Below are 18,820 nucleotides of genomic sequence, written 5' to 3' on the forward strand. Positions count from 1 at the left end.
GTCGACGATCACGTCCGCGGTGCACTTGCGCGGTGTACGAGGACGGCAAGCGGTTCGCGACCCTCCCGCCGCGTGAGGCGCTGGCGGCGGCCAGGGAGCGGCCGGGCGGTTTCGCCTGGATCGGGCTCTATCAGCCGGACGCCGAGCACCTGGTGGAGATCGCCGATGTGTTCGGCCTGCATCCGCTCGCCGTGGAGGACGCCGTCAAGGCGCACCAGCGGCCCAAGCTGGAGAGCTACGGCGACACGCTCTTCCTGGTGCTGAAGACGATCGTGTTCGTGGAGCACGAGAAGCTGACGGCGACCAGCGAGGTGGTCGACACCGGCGAGATCATGATGTTCCTGGGCGAGGACTTCGTCGTGGTGGTCCGGCACGGCAGCGCGCCGGGCCTGTCCCGGGTGCGGCAGAACCTGGAGGCGCGGCCCGATCTGCTGGCACAGGGCCCGGCGTCCGTCCTGCACGCGATCGCGGACCAGGTCGTCGACGACTACCTGGATGTCGCGGACGCGGTGGAGCTGGATGTGGACCAGCTGGAGTCCGATGTGTTCTCGGCCGGGCACGGCGACGACGCCGAGCGGATCTACCAGCTCAAGCGCGAGCTGATCGAGTTCAAGCGGGCCGTCCATCCGATGGCCCGCCCGCTGCAGCGGCTGGCGGAGGACCCGCACCACCTCATCGGTCCCGAGGTGGCGCGCTATCTGCGGGACGTCTCCGACCATCTGTCCCATGTACGGGAGCGGCTGGCCGGTTACACCGAGCTGGTGGATGGGCTGTTGTCGGCCAATCTCAGCCAGCTCGCCGTGCAGCAGAACACCGATATGCGGCGGATCAGCGCCGCCGCCGCGATCCTGGCGATCCCGACGATGATCGCCGGTTTCTACGGGATGAACTTCGACAACATGCCCGAGCTGCACTGGAGCTTCGGCTATCCGCTGATGATGGGCGTGACGGCCGCGCTGTCGGCGCTCTGCTACCGGGCCTTCCGGCGCTACGGCTGGCTCTGATTCCCGAGGTCGCCGAGGTCGCTGGGGACACCGGGGTCGCCGGGGCCACCGTGTTCGTCGGCTGCGGGCGGCCAGGCGTCGCCCCAGTCCGCGTCCCGGGCGGCGCGGTACAGATCGCCGTGCCGCTTCTTGGTGATGATGCTGCGGGACAGCCCGTCGTCCCGGGTGCACAGGTCGAGCAGTACCTGTCCCTTGCGGATCTGCGGGTGCCGGACGACGCGCCCGGCGGCGGGCGTGGCCGGGAAGCGGGCGGCCGCGACGTAGCTGAATTTCTCGTCCTCGTACGGCAGTGAGCCGCCCTTGACCTGGCGGTGCAGCGAGGACCGGTTGACGCGGGCCGCGAAGTGGCACCAGTCGTTGCCCTCGATGGGGCAGGTCCCGTTGTGCGGACAGGGGGCGAGGACGGTGTATCCGGCGGCGAGGAGCTGGTCGCGGGCCGCGATGACACGGGCGTAGCCGTCGGGGGTGCCGGGCTCGACGATCACCACGGCGCCCCGTGCGGCGCGGGCCGCCTCGGCGACGACGGACGTACGGTCCGCGGGGGCGAGCTCGCCGAGCACGTACGAAATGGTGACGAGATCGGACTCGGGCAGGCTAACGGCGCCGCCCAGCGGGGCCCCGCGCCACTCGGCGGCGCGCACCGCCGGGGAGTCGGCGCCGCCGGCCAGTTCGCGGCCGAGGGTGAGGGCGGCCTCGGACCAGTCCAGGACGGTGCTGGTGTGGGTGTCCTGCTGCCAGGTGTCGGCGACCGCCCAGACCGCCGCTCCGGTGCCGCCGCCCACATCGAGGTGGGTAACCGGAGTCCATGAGCCCGCCCGCGCCTGGAACTCCGCGAGTGCGGAGCGAACGGCGGCGTAGGTGGCGGGCATCCGGTACGCGGCGTACGCGGCGACGTCGGAGGCGTCGCGCAGAATCGGGGCGTCGGTCGGCGTCGCGCCTCGGTAGGCGGCGATCAGCCGGTCGACGGCTTGGGCCGCCTGGGTCGGCGGCAGGCCGTCGAGCAGGCCGTTCAGTGCGGCGCGCAGATCATCGGGGGCTTGCAAGGTGGACACAAGCGACAACTGTAAGGGGCGGCGCCCAGGGTCCCGGACCCTTACCCGCCCTACTGGTGCGACCCGGCACCGCACCCGTCCCGGACGGGATTCCCGCGCCGCCGCGGCGGGCGCCACCGGAGGGCCTCAGCGCTGAAGTGGACGCCTGCCATACTCCGCATGACCATCTGTGCGCAGCCAAGATTTTAACTTGGACAGAACATCGGCTCGAATATACGTAAACCGCAGCGGATGACCACTCATGTGGCCTAGCGTTCCGGGTTATCACGGCGCATTGCTGCTTGGGGAAGTGGCATCCGCGCCCAGTCGGTCGCGATGTGCCAGGGGGGTCCATGCGGCGTGTCGAAGTACCCAATGGTCTGATCGAAGCAGAATCGATACCCGTGCGGAGCAAAGCTCCGCACGGGCTCAGTGACAAGGCGACGTGGTACCTGCCGGTGGCGCTTGCCGCCGATCTGGTAGGCGTCGCACTGCCCGTGACGCTCGTGTTCCACGCGACGCGTCAGCCACATCCATTGGCGTGCGCGCTGGCAGCCGCGGTCGCCTGGCTGTGCGTTCAGACCTGCCGGCGCCGTTACTCGGCGCAGGCCCTGGGCGAGTCCCGGGCCGCTCTGCCGGTGCTTTACGACTGGCTGATTCTGCTCGGGGTCCTGGCGGTGGCGCGCACCGGGCTCAACGAGATCTCCGAGCCCTCGCTCGCGCTGCTCGGGCTGGCCCCCGGGCTGCTGCTGACCGCCTCCTGCCGCAAGGTGACGCACCGTCATCTCGTGGCCGCCCGGCGCGAGGCGCACGCGGTGCGCAAGGTGCTGGTGATCGGCGAGCCGAGCGCGGCGGACCATGTGGTCGGCCATCTGGCCGGACGCACCGACCACGCCTATGTGGTCGTCGGTGTCGTCCCGGTCGGCAACGCCAACCTCGAATGCGGCGCCCCGGTCAGCGCCCGGCTCGGCTCCGTGTCACCGGCCGCCCCGAGCCACGACTCCGCCCTGGTGCTGGGCGCCGCCCGGGACCACCGCGCGGAACTCGTGCTGGTGGCAGCGGGACCCCGGATGGCCGGTGAGCGGCTGAAACGTTTGTCCTGGGCGCTGCACGACGCCGGACTGCCGCTGGCCGTACTGCCGGGGCTCGTCGATGTGGCCGTGCGCCGCGTCCAGCTCGCCGCGCCCGCCGGGCTGGCGATGCTCCATATCGCCCCGCCCACCCGGCGCGGGGTCCAGATCCAGCTCAAGGCCGCCTTCGACCGGGCCGGAGCAGCCGCCGGGCTCCTGCTGCTGGCACCGCTGTTCGGCCTGGTCGCCGCCGCCATCCGGCTCGGGTCGCCGGGCCCGGCCTTCCACCGGCAGATCCGGCACGGTCAGAACTGCGCGCCTTTCACCATGTGGAAGTTCCGCACCATGGTCGTCGACGCCGAGGCCCGCAAGGCCGAACTCACGGCCTCCAACGAGAACGACGGCCTGATGTTCAAGATGCGCCGCGACCCCCGGGTCACCCGCGTCGGCCGGCTGTTACGCCGCTGCTCACTCGATGAACTGCCGCAGCTCGTCAATGTGCTGCGGGGCGAGATGTCGCTGGTCGGTCCTCGTCCGCCGCTGCCGGAAGAGGTCGCCCGCTACGACGAGATCGAACTGCGCCGGCTGGCCGTCAAGCCGGGCATCACCGGCCTCTGGCAGGTCAGCGGCCGCTCCGACCTGTCCTGGGACGAGACGCTCGCACTCGATCTGCAGTACGTCGACAACTGGTCGTTCACCAGTGACGTCGACGTGATGGCCCGCACGCTCCGTGCCGTGGTCGACGGGCGAGGGGCGTATTAGACCTGTGCCTGTTGTTCCCTCACCCGCAGACCCCTCACGCCTCTGGCCGCCACTGGGTGTACACCGAGGCGAGCCGTCCCGCAGCGGGATCACCGGCTTCCAGCCGAGATCCGTCAGCCGGGACACGTCCAGCAGTTTGCGCGGAGTGCCATCGGGCTTGGCCGAGTCCCAGGCGATGGCACCCTCATAGCCGACGACGTCCCTGACGGTCTCCGCGAGTACGTCCAGCACCCAATGGCACCCTCATAGCCGACGACGTCCCTGACGGTCTCCGCGAGTACGTCCAGCACCCAGTTGCGCCGGGCACTGGACGTACTCACCCGGCCCGTCACCCCGGACGGAGCCGAGCGGCACGGCTGATCGGCGGGAACCGGGCTGAGCGGCGGGGACAGAACAGCCAGGTCGTTACCGCGGGACGACATCATGTCAGCCGACTCCGCCACGCGCCGCGCCCCAATAACATCAAAACATCGGGCATTCCGTTCTAAAGTGATCCTCAATGTCCATGACCCGCCGTAACGTGCTGCAGGTCGCCGCCGCCGGAGCGATGCTCACCGGCTGTGCGGACGGCCGGCCCCCCGCCACCGAGGTCTCCCCGGCTCCCGCCGCCAGCAAGGCGCCGCTCGCACGCCCGTCCGACGCACCTTCCTCCGCGCCGGCCGCCGTGCCGGCCTCCCCGCCGCCGCTTCCGCGCGGCCTGCCCGCGCAGATCGAGCACGGGCCCAGGAACCGACCCCAGGTCGCCCTCACCTTCCACGGCCGGGGCGAACCGGCCATCGCCACCGCCCTGCTGACCGAGGCCGAGAAGGCCGGAGCGCGTCTCACGGTGCTGGCCGTGGGCGAGTGGCTCGACGCCTGTCCCCAGCTGGCCCGCCGGGTGCTCGACGGCGGTCATGAGCTGGGGAATCACACCCAGACCCACGGCGACATCTGCGGGATGGGCGCGGCCGCCGCGGCCGCCGAGATCACCGGCTGCGCGGACCGGCTGCGCAGGCTCACCGGTACGCCCGGCCGCTGGTTCCGCCCCTCCCGGACCCGGCTCGCCACCCCGCTCGTGGTACGTCTCGCCCAGGAGGCGGGGTACGAGCACGTCCTCTCGTACGACGTGGACTCTCTCGACTTCACCGAACCCGGTACCGGGGCCGTCCGGGCCAATGTGGCCCGGGACGTCGGCCCCGGATCCGTGGTGAGCCTGCACTTCGGGTACGCCGGCACGATCGCCGCACTGCCCGGGATCCTCGACGACCTGAAAAGGCGCGGGCTGCGCGCCGTGACCACGACGGAGCTACTGACCTGATGCGTCCCTTGTACAGCGCACGCCGCGCCGCCCTGCTCGCCGCCGCCGTCGCCCTCGTGACCGCCACCGCCGGCTGTGGAAAGGGCGGCACCGAGCAGCACGTACCCGCCCCTGCCGTGACCAAGGCCGTCGTGAAGACGGCCGTGCCTCTAGGCCTGCCGGGCATGCCCCCCGTGCTCAACCCCAAGGACGTCTACGCGGCGGACCGCCCCAACGCGCTCTCGCCGGTGGTGAAGGGCTTCCCGTCCCGGGTGTACGTGCCGAACAGCAACGACAACACGGTGTCGGTGATCGACCCGAAAACGTACAAGGTCATCGAGACGATCCCGGTCGACGAGCAGCCGCAGCACGTCGTGCCCTCCTGGGACCTGAAGACCCTGTGGGTCAACAACAACCGGGGCCACACGCTCACCCCGATCAACCCGGCCAACGGCGCGGTCGGCGCGCCGGTCGCGGTGCACGATCCGTACAACCTCTACTTCACGCCGAACGGCAAGTACGCGGTGGTGATGGCCTCCCTCGACCGCGAGCTGGTCTTCCGTGACGCCCACACGATGGCCGTCAAGAAGACCGTCCCCGTCTCCTGCTACGGCGTCAATCACGCGGACTTCTCGCCCGACGGCAGGTACTTCATCGTCTCCTGCGAGTTCTCCGGCGAGCTGCTCAAGGTCGACACCGAGAAGATGGAGGTGATCGGCCAGCAGCGGCTGCCCTTCGACGGGGCGATGCCGCAGGACGTGAAGATGTCACCGGACGGCAGCACCTGGTACGTGGCCGACATGATGGCCGACGGCATGTGGGTGCTGAACGGTGACACGTTCGGCAAGCCGACGCTGATGCCCACCGGCAAGGGCACCCACGGCCTCTACGTCAGCCGCGACTCCCGGTCGATGTACATCTCCAACCGCGGCGAGGGATCGGTGTCGGTCCTGGACTTCGCCACCGGCAAACTCGTCCACAAGTGGGAGATCCCCGGCGGCGGCAGCCCCGACATGGGCGGCGTGTCCGCGGACGGCAAGGTCCTCTGGCTGTCGGGGCGCTACAACTCCGAGGTCTACGCGATGGACACCAGCGACGGCCACACCATCGCCAAGATCCCGGTCGGCTCGGGACCGCACGGCCTGGCCGTCTACCCGCAGCCCGGCCGCTACTCGCTGGGTCACACCGGCATCTTCCGCTAGCCGCCGGGGCATCGAGAGCGCCTCAGGAGGGCAGCACGCTCCGGGCCAGGCACGTCGCCGCCGCGGCCCGGGGCGCGCTGCCCTCCCGCCACGTGCGGCTGGGGTGCACCGAGTTGGTGAGCAGCACCAGGAACGTGTCGGTGGCGGGGTCGATCACCAGGCTCGTACCGGTGAAGCCGGTGTGCCCGACGGCGCCGCGCCCGGCCAGCTCGCCCATGAAGCCCGGCTGGTCGGTCTCGAAGCCGGGGTACGGGCCGCCGCCGTCGAGCAGCGCCCGGCACAGCAGGGCCAGGTCCCACGCGGTGGAGAAGAGCCCGGCGTGCCCGCTGACGCCGCCCGCCGCGTAGGCGTTCTCGTCATGGACGACGCCGCGCACCATCCCGCGGTCGAGCTTGCCCCAGGGCCGCCGCTGGTCCTCGGTCGCGGCGATCCGCGGCAGCAGGGCGGCGGGCGGGTTGTAACCCGTGTCGGTCATGCCGAGCGGCCCGGTGATCCCGTCCCTGACCAGGACGTCCAGCGGCTGTCCCGTGACCCGCTCCAGTACCTGCTGCAGCGCGATCAGATTGAGGTCGGAGTAGCCGCGTACGGCGCCGGGCGCGCACAGCGGCGCCTCGTCCCACAGCAGCCGCCGCCGGGCCTTCGCGGTGGGCAGGTCGTAGAAGGGCAGCTCCGGCCGGAACCCGGAGGTGTGGTCGAGCAGCTGCCGGACGGTGATGTCCGCCTTGCCGGCTGCCGCGAACTCCGGCACGTACGCCGCGACCGCGCGGTCCAGGTCCAGGTACCGCGGCGCGATGACCGCCGCGAAGAGCTTGCTGACCGATGCCAGGTCGAAGACGGTGTCGGGCCGCATCGGCACCCGCTGCTCCGGAGGCAGCTCGACCCCCCGGTCGGCCGCCTCGTCGTAGGCCCCGTAGCGCACCGCCCAGCCGACCGCCTCGTGCAGCGCGACGACGTGGCCGCGCCCGGCGAGCACGACCGCTCCCGCGCACCAGGGGTGGACGGGAGCGGGTTCCAGGGCCGTCCTCAGCCCGGGGACGATCCGCCGCAGTTCTCCGGCGTGGAGGCCCGCCTCAGGGCAGGTACCTCTCGATAGCCGCGGCGCCATGCTCCTCCATCGCCTTGCGGGCCTTCTCGATCAGCTCAGGGGTGGGTTCGCGGCCGGAGAGCATCACCAGGTCCTCCGGGTCCACCGGATTCTCGGATCCGGTGTGCAGCATGCTGTCGGCGGTCTTGAACGCCCAGCGCTGCCCGTCGGTCGGCTCGGTCATTGCTGCCTCCTGACGTCTTACGGTGCCTCCACAGTACGTCGCCACGGGCGGCACAGCCCGGCGAAGCACCCCACCGCGATCAGCGCGCAGACCAGCTGGACCAGGGCCATCGGCACCGCCGTCCCCTCCCCCGCGATCCCGACCAGCGGCGAGGCGACCGCGCCGATGAGGAACGAGGTCGTGCCGAGCAGCGCGGACGCGGAGCCGGCCGAATGCTTGGTGCGCATCAGCGCCAGCGCGTTCGTATTGGGCAGGGCCAGGCCCATCGCGGACATCAGCACGAACAGGCCCGCCGCCATCGGCACCAGCCCCACCCCGCCGAACACTCCCGAGGCCATGACCAGCAGTGCGGCGGCCGCGAGGGTGATCACCGCGAGGCCCGCGCCGAGCGCCGCGTCGAGGCTGAACCGGCCGATCAGCACCTTGCCGTTGAACTGGCCGGCCGCGACCAGGCCGATCGAGTTCAGGCCGAAGAGCAGGCTGAACGTCTGCGGGGACGCGCCGTAGAGGTCCTGCACGACGAAGGCCGAGCCGGAGATGTACGCGAAGAGGGCGGCGAAGGCGAAGCCGCCCGCGAGCATATAGCCGGTGAAGACCCGGTCGGCGAGCAGCCGGCGCATCGCGGACAACGTCTCGCCCAGGCCGCCGCTGTGCCGGTCCTCCGGCGGCAGCGTCTCGTCCAGCCGCCGCCAGACGAGAAGGGTGAGCAGCACCCCGATCACGGTGAGGACGCCGAAGACGCCGCGCCAGTCGGTGAGCCGCAGCACCTGGCCGCCGATGACGGGCGCGATGACCGGCGCCACCCCGGAGACGAGCATCAGGGTCGAGAAGAACCGGGCCATCTCGACGCCGTCGTACAGGTCGCGGACGACCGCCCGGGCGATGACGATGCCCGCGGCGCCCGCCAGGCCCTGGAACAGCCGGAACGCGATCAGCAGCTCGGCGCTGGGCGCGAAGGCGCAGACGGCGGTGGCGAAGACGTAGACCACCATGCCGGCCAGCAGCGGACGGCGGCGCCCCCACTTGTCGCTCATCGGCCCGACGACCAGCTGCCCGAGCGCCATTCCGGCCAGGCAGGCGGTCAGAGTGAGCTGGATGGTCGCGGCGGGGCTGTGCAGCGCGTGGGTGACCTTCGGCAGGGCCGGCAGGTACATGTCCATCGAGAGCGGTGCCAGCGCGGTCAACCCGCCCAGCACCAGCGTGACGATCCACCCCGTACGGCGCTGCTCGGTGAGCTGCCGCGCACCGGATATTCGGGTGGGGGTGGTCGGACCGGCTTCCTGCATGGGTCCCTCCGAGTCATCGTCGAACAGCTGCCTATTCTTTCAGGCATTCGCAAGTGGTCGAGACCTGATGGGGCGGACGCATGGTGCACGGCGCGAACGGCGACGACAAGATCCGATGGGGCATCCTGGCGACCGGCGGCATCGCCGCCACGTTCACCGAGGCTCTGCTGACCCTGCCGGACGCGGAGGTCGCCGCGGTGGCCTCGCGGAGCATCGGCTCCGCCGAGACCTTCGCGGACCGCTACGGCATCCCCCGCGCCTACGGGAGCTGGGCGGAGCTGGCCCAGGACGACAGCCTCGACGTCGTCTACGTCGCCACCCCGCACTCGGCGCACCGCGCCGCCGCCGGTCTGTGCCTGGAGGCCGGGCGGGCCGTGCTGTGTGAGAAGGCGTTCACGGTGAACTCCCGCGAGGCCGGAGAACTCACCGTCCTCGCCGCCGACCGCCGCAGCTTCCTCATGGAAGCGATGTGGATGTACTGCAACCCGCTGATCCTGCGCATGCTCGACCTCGTGCGGGACGGCGCCATCGGCGATATCCGCGCCATCCACGCGGACTTCGGCATCGCCGGCCCGTTCACCGCCGACCACCGGCTCCGCGACCCCGCCCTCGCCGGCGGCGCCCTCCTCGACCTCGGTGTGTACCCCGTCTCCTTCGCCCACCTGCTGCTCGGCGAGCCCGACACCGTCCAGGCCACCGCCCATCTCACCCCCGAGGGCGTCGACGACACCACCGGCATCGTCCTGGGCTGGGACGGCGGCGCCCTCGCCCTCCTCAGCTGCTCCATCAGCTCCGACGCGCCCGTCACCGCCTCCGTGACCGGCACCACCGGACGCATCGAGATCCCGCACGGTTTCTTCTATCCCGACCGCTTCACCCTTCACCGCTCCGGCCACGACCCGGAGGAGTTCCGGCTGGCCGACGTCACCGCCGTCCCGGAACGGGACAGCCTGCGCCACGAGGCCGCCGAGGTCATGCGGTGCCTGCGGGCGGGCGAGACCGAGTCACCGCTCGTGCCGCTGGCGGGCAGCCTCGCCGTGATGCGCACCCTGGACGCCGTCCGCGAGCGCATCGGGGTGCGGTACCCCGGCGAGTAACGGTCCGGGGCCGGGGTTCTGGGTCCGGGCTCTTCGGGTCCGGTGCTCTTCTGGAACTCCTGGAGGGCCCGGCGGGCGGCGCTTAGGATCGGGAGCATGGCAGAGCTGCTGACGCGCGACGGCATACTCACCGACGAGGAGTTCTCCGCCGCCAAGGCGGTCCTGCTGCGCCGCTTCGGCTGAGCGCCGGGCATGAGGTGAGGGGTGGGGGTGGGGCTACTCCGCCCCGTGGGCCGGCGCGAGGGCCGCGATACGGGCGGCCAGCCCGAAATCCTTCCACGTCAGCCGGCCACCCGCCGAATGGGTGGTGATCGCCACGCCGAGTGTGTTGTAGCCGAGGGTGAGATCGGAATGGTGGTCCAGCTCGTTCTGCACCTGAGCGATGTGCACCGCGAAAATCGCCGCGGGCAGATGCGCCAGCCGGTAGGTGCGGACGAGGGCGGCACCGTCGGCGGAGAGCTCCCAGCCGGGGAGTTCCGCGAGGCGGTCCGCGATCTCCTTGTTCGACAGCGGGTCGGCGGTCGGCATATCCCGTGGCCTCCTTCGGAGCGGCGATCCCCTTCGGGGCGGCGCTGATCTCCATCGTCGCACCGCATACCCTGCGATGCCATGAGTGAGATCGAGAAGGTGGCAGTGGTGACGGGCGCCGGTTCCGGCGTGGGGCGCGCGGTGGCGCTGGCGCTGGCCGGGGCCGGATGGTCGGTGGCGCTGGCGGGCCGGCGGGTGGAAGCGCTGGAGGAGACGGCCGGTCTGGCGGGTCAGCCGGCGATCGGGGCGGCGATCGGGGCGGCGATCGGGCGCACGCTTGTCGTGCCCGCGGACGTGACCCGGCCCGATGACGTCGACCGGCTCTTCGCGAAGGTACGGAACAGCTTCGGGCGGCTCGGCCTGCTGTTCAACAACGCCGGGATGTTCGGTCCGCCGGTGCCGCTGGAGGACATCACGTACGAGCAGTGGCGCTCCGTCGTCGACGTCAACCTCACCGGCGCGTTCCTGTGCGCGCAGGGGGCGTTCCGGGCGATGAAGGGGCAGGACCCGCAGGGCGGACGGATCATCAACAACGGATCGATCTCGGCACATGTGCCCCGCCCGAACAGCGTCGCGTACACCGCCACCAAGCACGCGATGACCGGCCTGACGAGGTCTCTGTCGCTGGACGGCCGCCCGTACCGGATCGCCTGCGGCCAGATCGACATCGGCAACGCGGCGACCGAGATGACCGTCCGGATGAAGACCGGGATCCAGCAGGCCAACGGCACGACGGCGGTGGAACCGGTGATGGACGTGGCGGACGTGGCGCGCACGGTGCTGCACATGGCCGAGCTGCCGCTGGAGGCGAACGTGCAGTTCGCGACGGTGATGGCGACGACGATGCCGTACATCGGGCGCGGCTGACCGGGCTGCCGGCCTGTTCGGCACCGGGGCCATTCCACCGGCCAGGCCGCCCGGCCGCTTCGGGAACGCCGCCCCGGGAACACCACGGCGGCCAACGTCGTTGGTGCAGGTCATGACGTTGAATTCCGGTATCGAAGTCCTCCGCTACACCGCCTTCTCCAGCGACCCGGCCGGGGGCAACCCGGCCGGTGTCGTGCTGGACGCCTCCGCCCTCGACGAGGCCACGATGCTCGCCATCGCGGCCGAGGTCGGCTACTCGGAGTCGGCCTTCATCACCGCCTCGCAAGGGCGGTCCCTCACCGTCCGCTACTTCAGCCCGAAGGCCGAAGTGCCGTTCTGCGGCCATGCCACGGTCGCCACGGCGATCGCGCTCGCCGAGCGGATCGGCACGGGCGACCTGCTCTTCTCGACCGCCGCCGGCGAGGTCCCCGTCACGGTCGCCGCCGACGCCTCCGGCAGCCTGCGTGCCACCCTCACCAGCGTCGAGCCGCACATCGAGGAGATCTCCGCCGCGGCCCTCACCGAGGCGCTCGACGCCCTCGGCTGGCCGGCCGCCGACCTCGATCCGGCCTTCACCCCCCGGATCGCCTACGCCGGCGCCCGCCACCTCGTGCTCGCCGCCGCCACCCGCGAGCGGCTGGCCGGGCTCGACTACGACTTCGAGCGGCTGGCCGCCTTCATGACCGGCCTGGAACTGACCACCGTCCAACTGGTGTGGCGCGCCTCCGACTCCGTCTTCCACGTCCGCGATCCGTTCCCGATCGGCGGTGTCGTCGAGGACCCCGCCACCGGCGCGGCCGCCCTCGCGCTGGGCGCGTACCTGCGCGACCAGGGCCTCGTCACCGCCCCCGCCACCCTCACCCTCCACCAGGGCGAGGACCTCGGCCGCCCCGGCATCCTCACGGTCGAGCTGCGCGAGGGCGACTCCCGGATCCGCGTCACCGGAACGGGAGCCACCATCCCGGACACCGTCTGACGGAACGTCATGCCCTGACAGGACGCGGCCTGACGGCTTTCAGGCCGCGTCTGCCAGGGCCATACGGCGTCGCGGCCGCCGCCGACCACGCCTTCACCCACGCGGTCGCGCACACCAGCCTGATCGGCGGCATCATCCCTCGCCGCCGGCACCGTCCTGGTGGCGCTGGTGCTGCCCCGCCACCACGCCGCGCCCGAATCCGGGCAGCCGAAGACACCGCAGATCACCGAGGCTTCGACGCTCCAGCCCTACGGACACGGCGTCAGGTACGCCCCCTCCCAGGTCAATCCAGGCCGGGTAGGGGGCGTCGGGCGATGTCCCGGACTTCGTCGCACAGGACTCCGAGCATGCGCAGGATCATCTCGGCCATGTCTTCGGCGGACTCCTCGCCATTGATGCCGCGTTGGGCGAACCTCAGTCCAGCAGCGGTCCGGCGACCGAGGACGCGGTGCGCGCGTTCCAGAAGCTGATCGAGGCCGGTATCGACGGGGTGGCGGGCAACCGGACCTGGAACCAGCTGTGCGCGTCAGTGGCGCAGGGCGCGAGCGGGAGCGCGGTGACGGCGGTGCAGTACCGGCTCTCCGGGCTCGGGTTCCCGACGTCGGTGCATTACAGGCGGCGGACGAGTCGGCCTGTACGCCGGGTTCTGTCTCCCGTGGTCCTTGCGGGCCATGGGGAGGCGGCCATCCATCTGGGACCGACGTTGCCGCCGGCCTCGTGCGGTCTACCCGCGGACTCGGGCGGGCAGCCCTCAGTCATCCGCGCAGAGCTGCCTTTCGGCGGCCCATTCTTGACCTTGCTCCAGGTGTGGTTTACCAAGCCGTCCAGGTCACCCTGGACGCTGGTGGTCTCTTACACCACCGTTTCACCCTTACCGGGCGCCTTGCGGCTCCCGGCGGTCTATTTTCTGTGGCACTGGCACGCGGGTCACCCCGGGTGGGCGTTACCCACCACCTTGCCCTGTGGAGCCCGGACGTTCCTCGGAAGGATCCGAAGATCCCGCCGCGGCCGCCCGGCCGGCTCGTCCGCCGTGCCGCTCATCCTAGTCGACCTGCTCAGGTGAGCTCGTCCGTCTCCAGCCAGAACGAGAACGGCTCGGGAAGTTTCACCGGCTTGCCGAAGGGACGCATGTCCGCCTGCCGGTACTCGTCGTCCTCGGGGTCGCTGAAGAGCGTGACCGATGCGTTGTCACGGTCGACGAGCAGGTAGAGCGGGATACCACCGAGGGCGTAGCAGTGCCGCTTGGATTTTCGGTGGCTGTCCGGCTTGGTGGATGTCACTTCGACCACCATGGCCACGCCCTCGCAGGGCATCCACGGTTCGGCGCCCCGGAAGAGTCGTGCCTCGGCAGGGGCGAACGTCGCGTCCGGGATCAGGTGGTTCTTGGGACACAGGCCACCGCGGGGCACTTTCAGCCCCTTGTTGCCCGACGCCCTCATACGTGTCGTGGAACGGGTGAACACCTGCTCCACGATCGCGCTGAAGTAGTCCTCGTGATCCCCGTCCGGCGGCGGCGTCACACCAATCTCCCCCTCGATCAACTCGGCCCGGAAACCCTCAGGGGTATCCAGGGCCAAGAAGCCCTCCAACAGGGCTTCCTCCTGCGCGAGCGGCTCATGTGCCATGGCGCTCATCTCACGCCCCTTCCTTGTCTGAGGACCAACGCAGGAGCCGAGGGGGCCGGTGTTGATCAGTCGGGAGTACTTCATTCGATCGTGGCACACCGGCGCCCGGCGCGGGACTACGCCGGGGCGAACAGCACCTTGGCGGTGCCCGGGTCGGCCGCGGTGAGGCGGACGCGGAGGTGGCGGCCCAGGGGGAGGCGGGCGGCGGGGGCCCGCTCCCTACCGCGCACCAGGTCGTAAGGGGGCCCGTAGGCTGCACCAAGGTCGTTGTTGGTCCGTATGGGTTCGTATGGGTTCGTATGAGGGAGAACTGCTGTGCTCGTCCTGCTTCCGCCGTCCGAGGGCAAGGCCACCGGGGGCGCCGGTCCAGCCGTCGAGCTGGGGTCGCTCTCGCTGTCCGGGCTGAACGAGGCGCGGTCCGTGGTGCTGGCGGAGCTGGTGGAGCTGTGCGCGGGCGACGAGGAGAAGGCAGCCGAGGTGCTCGGGCTGAGCCCGGGGCTGCGCGGCGAGGTCGCCAAGGACGCGGGGCTGCTCACGGCGCCGACACTGCCGGCCGGGGAGTTGTACACCGGCGTGCTCTACGACGCCCTGGGACTCGCCACGCTGAGCAGGGCCGCCCACAAGCGCGCGGAGGCCTCTCTCCTGGTGTTCTCCGGACTGTGGGGCGCGGTGCGGATCACGGACCGGATTCCGTCGTACCGCTGCTCGATGGGCGTGAAGCTGCCCGCGCTGGGCGCGCTCGGCGCGTACTGGCGGGGGCCGATGGCCGATGTCGTTCCGGAGGCGGCGGGGGACGGGCTGGTGCTGGACCTGCGGTCCGCGGCGTACGCGAGCGCGTGGAAGCCGAAGCCGAGGAGCGAGCAGGCCGCCCGGAGGGCCACCGTACGGGTGCTGCAGGTGATGGTGGTCGACGGCGTCGAGAAGCGGTCGGTGGTGAGCCACTTCAACAAGGCCACCAAGGGCCGGCTGGTGCGGGCCCTCCTGGAGTCGGGCGCGCGGCCGAGAACTCCGGCGAAGCTGGCGGGGACGCTGCGGGAGTTGGGCTTTCTGGTGGAGGAGCAGGCGCCGGGGAAGCTCGATGTGCTGGTGACCGAGATCCACTGACACCACTCGCCCATCGCCCGTTGCATCATGTGCAACGGGCGTTGCGCATGATGCTGGGCCGCGGGCAGGATGGCGGGCATGACTTCCGTCCTCGACCTCGCCCCCGTCATCCCCGTCGTCGTTCTTGAGGACGCCGCCGACGCCGTGCCGCTGGCCCGCGCCCTCGTCTCGGGCGGCCTGCCCGCGATCGAGGTCACCCTGCGGACGCCGGCCGCGCTCGAGGCCATCGCCGCGATCGCGGCCGACGTCCCGGACGCGGTCGTGGGCGCGGGAACGGTCCTGACGCCCGGGCAGGTCGGTGCGGCGGTCGCGGCCGGGGCCCGCTTCCTGGTGAGCCCGGGATGGACGGACCTGCTGCTGGAGGCGATGCGCGCGTCGGGGCTGCCGTTTCTGCCCGGTGTCTCGACGACGTCGGAGGTGGTCACCCTGCTCGAACGCGGCATAACGGAGATGAAGTTCTTCCCGGCCGAAGCCGCCGGCGGCACCGCGTATCTGACGTCGCTCGCCGCACCGCTGCCGCTCGCGCGGTTCTGCCCCACGGGCGGGATCGACGCCGCGGCCGCGCCGCGGTATCTGGCACTGCCCAACGTGGGCTGCGTCGGGGGCACCTGGATGCTGCCCGCCGAGGCGCTCCGCGCCAAGGACTGGGGACGCGTCGAGGCCCTCGCCCGCGAGGCCGCCGCCCTGCACGGCTGAACGGCCCCGCGGGACGGCGGACAAGCGGCGGACAAGCGGCGGACAAGCGGACCGGACCAGCCCTACCCGCGGCTACCGCAGGTGCGACGTGTCGTTCAGCAGGCGCACGGACGCGTTGCCGTCGGCGTAGTAGGCCACCGCCGATACGGAGGCCGCCGAAAGCTCCATACGGAACAGGGACTCGGGCGGAGCGCCGAGGGCGAGCCGGACGAGGGTCTTGACCGGGGTGACGTGCGTGACGAGAAGAACCGTCTTTCCGGCGTACCGCGCGAGGAGCTTGTCGCGGGACAGCGCGACCCGGCGGGCGACGGCCGCGAAGCTCTCGCCGCCGGGCGGGGCGGTCTTGGCCGACGCGAGCCAGGCGTCCAGCTCGGCCGGGTGACGTTCCCGCGCCTCGGCGAAGGTGAGCCCCTCGAAGACGCCGAAGTCGGTCTCGCGCAGGCCCTCGTCGATCCGTACCTCGAGGCCGAGGCGCGTCGCGACGGCTTCGGCGGTCTGGCGGCAGCGGGCCAGCGGGGAGCTGACGACGGCCTGGACGGTGCCACGGGCCGCGAACGCGGCCGCGGCCTGCTGGGCCTGCCGGCGGCCCTTCTCCGACAGTTCGGGATCGGAGCCGCCGCTGCCCGAGAACCGCTTCTCGGGCGTGAGGGCGGTCTCGCCGTGCCGGAGCAGGACGAAGGTGGTGGGCGTCCCGAGGTCGGCAGCCGCCGACCAGCCGGCCGCGGCGGCGGCCGCCGGAGCCGGGTCCTGGGATGCGCCGGCGAGGGTCGGCGCCGGATCCACAACCTCGCCCGTACCACCGCCGGAACCGCTGCCAAGACCGAGTTCGCTGCGCACGATGGCAGCCTTCGGCTCCCACTGCAGGCCCTTCTTGCCCGCGTCCATCGCCTCGTTCGCGAGCCGGTCCGCGTGCTTGTTCTTCTCGCGCGGGATCCACTCGTACGTCACCTGCCCCGGCGGCAGCACGGACTTCGCCTCGGCGGCGAGCGGGCGCATGTCCGGGTGCTTGATCTTCCAGCGCCCCGACATCTGCTCGACGACGAGCTTGGAGTCCATCCGGACCCGGATCACGGCCTCGGGATCGAGCGCTTTCGCGGCCCGCAGACCGGCGATCAGGCCCCGGTACTCGGCGACGTTGTTCGTGGCGTGGCCGATGTACTCGGCGGCCTCGGCGAGGGTCTCACCGGTGACCGGGTCGAGGACGACGGCGCCGTAGCCCGCGGGGCCCGGGTTGCCCCGGGACCCGCCGTCGGCCTCGACGACGAAACTACGAGCCATCAGAGGCCGGAGTCCGCGGTGCGGACCAGGATGCGCATGCAGTTCTCGCAGCGGACCACGGTGTCGGCGGGAGCCGCCCGCACCTCGCCCAGCTCGGTGATGTTGAGCTCCAGACGGCAGCCCTCGCAGCGCTTCTGGTAGAGTCGGGCGGCGCCGACGCCGCCCTGCTGCGCGCGCAGCTTGTCGTAGAGCTTCAGGAGGTCGGCGGGGACGGCCCCGGCGACGATCTCGCGCTCCCTGACCGCCTTGGAACTGTCGGCGTCGATCTCCTTCAGGGCGGCCGCCTTACGGGTCTCGGCCTCAGCGGCCTTGGCCTGTACGGACTCAAGCCGGTGGGTCAGCTCCTTGACCCGCTCCTGCATGGTCTCGCGGCGCTCCATGACCTCCAGGACGACGTCCTCGAGGTCGCTCTGCCGCTTGGCGAGCGAGACGATCTCGCGCTGCAGGTTCTCCAGGTCCTTCGGGGAGGCCGCGGCGCCGGAGTCGAGCCGCTGCTGGTCGCGGGCGGCGCGCTGGCGCACCTGGTCCACGTCCTGCTCGGACTTGACCTGCTCGCGGGCGGTGTCGCTCTCCTCGGTCTGCGCGGCGACGAGGAGGTCGCGCAGCTGCGTGACATCGGCGTTGAGGCGGTCGAGCTCGGCGTGCTCGGGGAGGTGGTGCCGCTTGTGGTCCAGCTGCCCGATGCGCGAGTCGAGGGCCTGGACTTCGAGGAGGCGGATCTGGTCGGCGGGGGCGGCGTTCAGCGGGGGGCTCCTGGGTGAGACTGCGGGCGCGAAGCGCTCGTTGGAAGGGTGGCGGCGGGCGTCTGGCTGGACGAAGAGGTGCGGGACGAAGAGGCGGTGGACAGAGCTTCCGGCGCGAGGGCGTGGGCCGTCCACGGGTCGGTGACCTGGTGCGACACATACGTCCGCAGGGCCCAGCCGTGCCGGTCGGAGACCTCGTCGAGCTGACCCGCGGCCTGCTCGCACCACGGCCACTCGGTTGCCCAGTGTGCGGCATCCACCAGGGAAGGCCTACCGTCCGACGACAGTCCCTGCTGCTGGGCCTCGGAGGCCGGGTGGTGCCGGAGGTCCGCGGTGAGATAGGCGTCGACGCCCGCCCGGCGTACGTCGTCGAAGAGACCGTCGCCCGAGCCGCCGCAGACGGCCACGGTGCGGACCAGTTGCTCCGGGTCGCCCGCGATGCGCAGCCCGGTCGCGGTACGCGGCAGGCCGCGGGCGGCCCGCGCCGCGAACTCGGCCAGCGTGAGCGGGGTCTCCAGCTCGCCGATCCGGCCGAGCCCGCGGCGTCCCGCCGGGTCGGTGTCGTCCGGTACGAGGGGCCCGGTGATCCGCAGTCCGACGGCGGCGGCGAGGGCGTCGGAGACGCCGGGGTCGGCACGGTCGGCGTTGGTGTGGGCGACGTGCAGGGCCACATCGTTCTTGATCAGTGTGTGCACGACGCGGCCCTTGAAGCCGGTGGCCGCGACCGTCGTCGTACCGCGCAGGTACAGCGGATGGTGGGTGACCAGCAGGTCGGCGCCGATTCGTACCGCCTCATCGGCGACCTCCTGCACGGGGTCGACGGCGAACAGCACCCGCGAGACCTCCGCCCCGGGATCGCCGCAGACCAGGCCCACGGCATCCCACGGCTCGGCCCGGTGAGCGGGCCACAGGGTTTCGAGCGCGGCGATGACGTCGGACAGTGAGGGCACGGGAGGAAGGTTACCGCTCTCCCCCGCGCCGACCGGAATCGCGGGCAGGCCGCGGGC

At 71.5% G+C, this 18,820-nt stretch carries 19 protein-coding genes, 1 other RNA gene and 3 pseudogenes; 11 read left to right on the forward strand and 12 right to left on the reverse strand.

Annotation, left to right across the window (positions count from 1 at the left end; translation table 11 throughout):
- Positions 1 to 1,004 (forward strand): magnesium/cobalt transporter CorA (gene corA / locus QMK24_RS35065; RefSeq protein WP_283470913.1); only part of this gene is annotated, 1,004 nt, incomplete at its 5' end.
- On the opposite strand, the gene QMK24_RS35070 is transcribed toward corA, so the two are convergent.
- Positions 989 to 2,056: a small ribosomal subunit Rsm22 family protein gene (locus tag QMK24_RS35070; RefSeq protein ID WP_283470914.1), complete on the reverse strand. Its 1,068-nt coding sequence runs from the start codon at positions 2,054 to 2,056 to the stop codon at positions 989 to 991. The two genes, corA and QMK24_RS35070, sit on opposite strands and share 16 nt — an antisense overlap.
- A 332-nt stretch (positions 2,057 to 2,388) precedes the next feature.
- On the opposite strand from QMK24_RS35070, the gene QMK24_RS35075 reads away from it, so the two are divergent.
- Positions 2,389 to 3,867, forward strand: coding sequence for an exopolysaccharide biosynthesis polyprenyl glycosylphosphotransferase (locus QMK24_RS35075; protein ID WP_502962658.1), 1,479 nt, complete (start codon positions 2,389 to 2,391; stop codon positions 3,865 to 3,867).
- Between the two features lie 34 nt (positions 3,868 to 3,901).
- On the opposite strand, the pseudogene QMK24_RS41605 reads toward QMK24_RS35075, so the two are convergent.
- Positions 3,902 to 4,086: pseudogene (locus QMK24_RS41605) on the reverse strand (GDP-L-fucose synthase); the annotation flags it as partial.
- A 280-nt stretch (positions 4,087 to 4,366) separates the two neighbouring features.
- Here QMK24_RS41605 and QMK24_RS35085 point away from each other — a divergent pair.
- Positions 4,367 to 5,164, forward strand: coding sequence for a polysaccharide deacetylase family protein (locus QMK24_RS35085; RefSeq protein WP_283470917.1), 798 nt, complete (start codon positions 4,367 to 4,369; stop codon positions 5,162 to 5,164).
- A complete protein-coding gene (locus QMK24_RS35090) occupies positions 5,164 to 6,345 on the forward strand; it encodes a YncE family protein (RefSeq protein WP_283470918.1) in 1,182 nt (393 codons plus the stop codon). The genes QMK24_RS35085 and QMK24_RS35090 overlap by 1 nt, the downstream gene beginning before the upstream one ends.
- A gap of 34 nt (positions 6,346 to 6,379) precedes the next feature.
- Here the strand turns inward: QMK24_RS35090 and QMK24_RS35095 are convergent.
- The 3 genes and pseudogenes from QMK24_RS35095 to QMK24_RS35105 all read right to left on the reverse strand — a co-directional run.
- Positions 6,380 to 7,450 (reverse strand): annotated as a pseudogene (locus QMK24_RS35095) (serine hydrolase domain-containing protein); the annotation flags it as partial.
- Entirely contained in the window at positions 7,416 to 7,613 is a 198-nt protein-coding gene (locus QMK24_RS35100; protein WP_283470919.1) for a hypothetical protein, read from the reverse strand. The gene QMK24_RS35100 and the pseudogene QMK24_RS35095, both read right to left, overlap by 35 nt.
- Before the next feature lie 17 nt (positions 7,614 to 7,630).
- Positions 7,631 to 8,899, reverse strand: a complete 1,269-nt coding sequence (locus tag QMK24_RS35105) for a multidrug effflux MFS transporter (protein WP_283470920.1) — start codon at positions 8,897 to 8,899, stop codon at positions 7,631 to 7,633.
- Positions 8,900 to 8,979: 80 nt separating this feature from the next.
- On the opposite strand from QMK24_RS35105, the gene QMK24_RS35110 reads away from it, so the two are divergent.
- Both QMK24_RS35110 and QMK24_RS35115 read left to right on the forward strand, forming a co-directional pair.
- Positions 8,980 to 9,996, forward strand: a complete 1,017-nt coding sequence (locus QMK24_RS35110; RefSeq protein WP_283470921.1) for a Gfo/Idh/MocA family protein — start codon at positions 8,980 to 8,982, stop codon at positions 9,994 to 9,996.
- Positions 9,997 to 10,038: 42 nt separating this feature from the next.
- The gene (locus QMK24_RS35115; protein ID WP_283470922.1) at positions 10,039 to 10,179 is read left to right on the forward strand and encodes a hypothetical protein; all 141 of its coding nucleotides are present in this window, start codon (positions 10,039 to 10,041) and stop codon (positions 10,177 to 10,179) included.
- 33 nt (positions 10,180 to 10,212) lie between these two features.
- On the opposite strand, the gene QMK24_RS35120 is transcribed toward QMK24_RS35115, so the two are convergent.
- Positions 10,213 to 10,524, reverse strand: coding sequence for a 4a-hydroxytetrahydrobiopterin dehydratase (locus QMK24_RS35120; protein WP_283470923.1), 312 nt, complete (start codon positions 10,522 to 10,524; stop codon positions 10,213 to 10,215).
- 81 nt (positions 10,525 to 10,605) lie between these two features.
- On the opposite strand from QMK24_RS35120, the gene QMK24_RS35125 reads away from it, so the two are divergent.
- The 3 genes and pseudogenes from QMK24_RS35125 to QMK24_RS42085 form a co-directional block, all read left to right on the forward strand.
- Complete coding sequence (locus QMK24_RS35125) at positions 10,606 to 11,391, forward strand: SDR family oxidoreductase (protein ID WP_283470924.1); 786 nt, start codon at positions 10,606 to 10,608, stop codon at positions 11,389 to 11,391.
- Positions 11,392 to 11,503: 112 nt separating this feature from the next.
- A complete protein-coding gene (locus QMK24_RS35130) occupies positions 11,504 to 12,367 on the forward strand; it encodes a PhzF family phenazine biosynthesis protein (protein ID WP_283470925.1) in 864 nt (287 codons plus the stop codon).
- Between the two features lie 403 nt (positions 12,368 to 12,770).
- Positions 12,771 to 12,875 (forward strand): annotated as a pseudogene (locus tag QMK24_RS42085) (peptidoglycan-binding domain-containing protein); the annotation flags it as partial.
- 111 nt (positions 12,876 to 12,986) lie between these two features.
- Here the strand turns inward: QMK24_RS42085 and rnpB are convergent.
- From rnpB to QMK24_RS35145, 3 genes are all read right to left on the reverse strand, one after another.
- Positions 12,987 to 13,391: RNase P RNA component class A (gene rnpB, locus QMK24_RS35135), an RNA gene on the reverse strand.
- A gap of 31 nt (positions 13,392 to 13,422) precedes the next feature.
- Positions 13,423 to 13,992, reverse strand: coding sequence for a Uma2 family endonuclease (locus tag QMK24_RS35140; RefSeq protein WP_283470937.1), 570 nt, complete (start codon positions 13,990 to 13,992; stop codon positions 13,423 to 13,425).
- A 116-nt stretch (positions 13,993 to 14,108) separates the two neighbouring features.
- Positions 14,109 to 14,222, reverse strand: a complete 114-nt coding sequence (locus tag QMK24_RS35145; protein ID WP_502962659.1) for a hypothetical protein — start codon at positions 14,220 to 14,222, stop codon at positions 14,109 to 14,111.
- Positions 14,223 to 14,307: 85 nt separating this feature from the next.
- On the opposite strand from QMK24_RS35145, the gene yaaA reads away from it, so the two are divergent.
- Positions 14,308 to 15,096, forward strand: coding sequence for a peroxide stress protein YaaA (gene yaaA, locus QMK24_RS35150; protein ID WP_283470926.1), 789 nt, complete (start codon positions 14,308 to 14,310; stop codon positions 15,094 to 15,096).
- 78 nt (positions 15,097 to 15,174) lie between these two features.
- Positions 15,175 to 15,792 (forward strand): bifunctional 4-hydroxy-2-oxoglutarate aldolase/2-dehydro-3-deoxy-phosphogluconate aldolase, encoded by a 618-nt coding sequence (gene eda, locus QMK24_RS35155; RefSeq protein ID WP_283470927.1) that lies wholly within the window; start codon positions 15,175 to 15,177, stop codon positions 15,790 to 15,792.
- A gap of 72 nt (positions 15,793 to 15,864) precedes the next feature.
- Here eda and QMK24_RS35160 read toward each other — a convergent pair whose 3' ends face one another.
- Genes QMK24_RS35160 through QMK24_RS35170 form a run of 3 tightly spaced genes read right to left on the reverse strand, consistent with a single transcriptional unit; the run spans position 15,865 to position 18,763 of the window.
- Entirely contained in the window at positions 15,865 to 17,070 is a 1,206-nt protein-coding gene (locus QMK24_RS35160; protein ID WP_283470928.1) for a bifunctional RNase H/acid phosphatase, read from the reverse strand.
- Positions 17,070 to 17,813: a zinc ribbon domain-containing protein gene (locus tag QMK24_RS35165; RefSeq protein ID WP_283470938.1), complete on the reverse strand. Its 744-nt coding sequence runs from the start codon at positions 17,811 to 17,813 to the stop codon at positions 17,070 to 17,072. The genes QMK24_RS35160 and QMK24_RS35165 overlap by 1 nt, the downstream gene beginning before the upstream one ends.
- A complete protein-coding gene (locus tag QMK24_RS35170; RefSeq protein ID WP_283470929.1) occupies positions 17,810 to 18,763 on the reverse strand; it encodes a Nif3-like dinuclear metal center hexameric protein in 954 nt (317 codons plus the stop codon). Before QMK24_RS35170 ends, QMK24_RS35165 begins: the two co-directional genes overlap by 4 nt.
- Between the last annotated feature and the right edge of the window lie 57 nt (positions 18,764 to 18,820).

The organism is Streptomyces sp. PH10-H1 (genome assembly GCF_030063355.1).
Taxonomy (GTDB): Bacteria; Actinomycetota; Actinomycetes; order Streptomycetales; family Streptomycetaceae; genus Actinacidiphila.

Bases quoted from the DNA above. Each gene is read 5' to 3' on its own strand.
- QMK24_RS35120 (WP_283470923.1), bottom strand. From the start codon at position 10,524: ATGCCGACCGCCGACCCGCTGTCGAACAAGGAGATCGCGGACCGCCTC.
- QMK24_RS35110 (WP_283470921.1), top strand. From the start codon at position 8,980: ATGGTGCACGGCGCGAACGGCGACGACAAGATCCGATGGGGCATCCTG.
- eda (WP_283470927.1), top strand. From the start codon at position 15,175: ATGACTTCCGTCCTCGACCTCGCCCCCGTCATCCCCGTCGTCGTTCTT.
- QMK24_RS35090 (WP_283470918.1), top strand. From the start codon at position 5,164: ATGCGTCCCTTGTACAGCGCACGCCGCGCCGCCCTGCTCGCCGCCGCC.
- QMK24_RS35160 (WP_283470928.1), bottom strand. From the start codon at position 17,070: ATGGCTCGTAGTTTCGTCGTCGAGGCCGACGGCGGGTCCCGGGGCAAC.
- QMK24_RS35085 (WP_283470917.1), top strand. From the start codon at position 4,367: ATGTCCATGACCCGCCGTAACGTGCTGCAGGTCGCCGCCGCCGGAGCG.
- QMK24_RS35105 (WP_283470920.1), bottom strand. From the start codon at position 8,899: ATGCAGGAAGCCGGTCCGACCACCCCCACCCGAATATCCGGTGCGCGG.
- QMK24_RS35075 (WP_502962658.1), top strand. From the start codon at position 2,389: ATGCGGCGTGTCGAAGTACCCAATGGTCTGATCGAAGCAGAATCGATA.
- QMK24_RS35100 (WP_283470919.1), bottom strand. From the start codon at position 7,613: ATGACCGAGCCGACCGACGGGCAGCGCTGGGCGTTCAAGACCGCCGAC.
- QMK24_RS35140 (WP_283470937.1), bottom strand. From the start codon at position 13,992: ATGGCACATGAGCCGCTCGCGCAGGAGGAAGCCCTGTTGGAGGGCTTC.
- QMK24_RS35125 (WP_283470924.1), top strand. From the start codon at position 10,606: ATGAGTGAGATCGAGAAGGTGGCAGTGGTGACGGGCGCCGGTTCCGGC.
- QMK24_RS35130 (WP_283470925.1), top strand. From the start codon at position 11,504: ATGACGTTGAATTCCGGTATCGAAGTCCTCCGCTACACCGCCTTCTCC.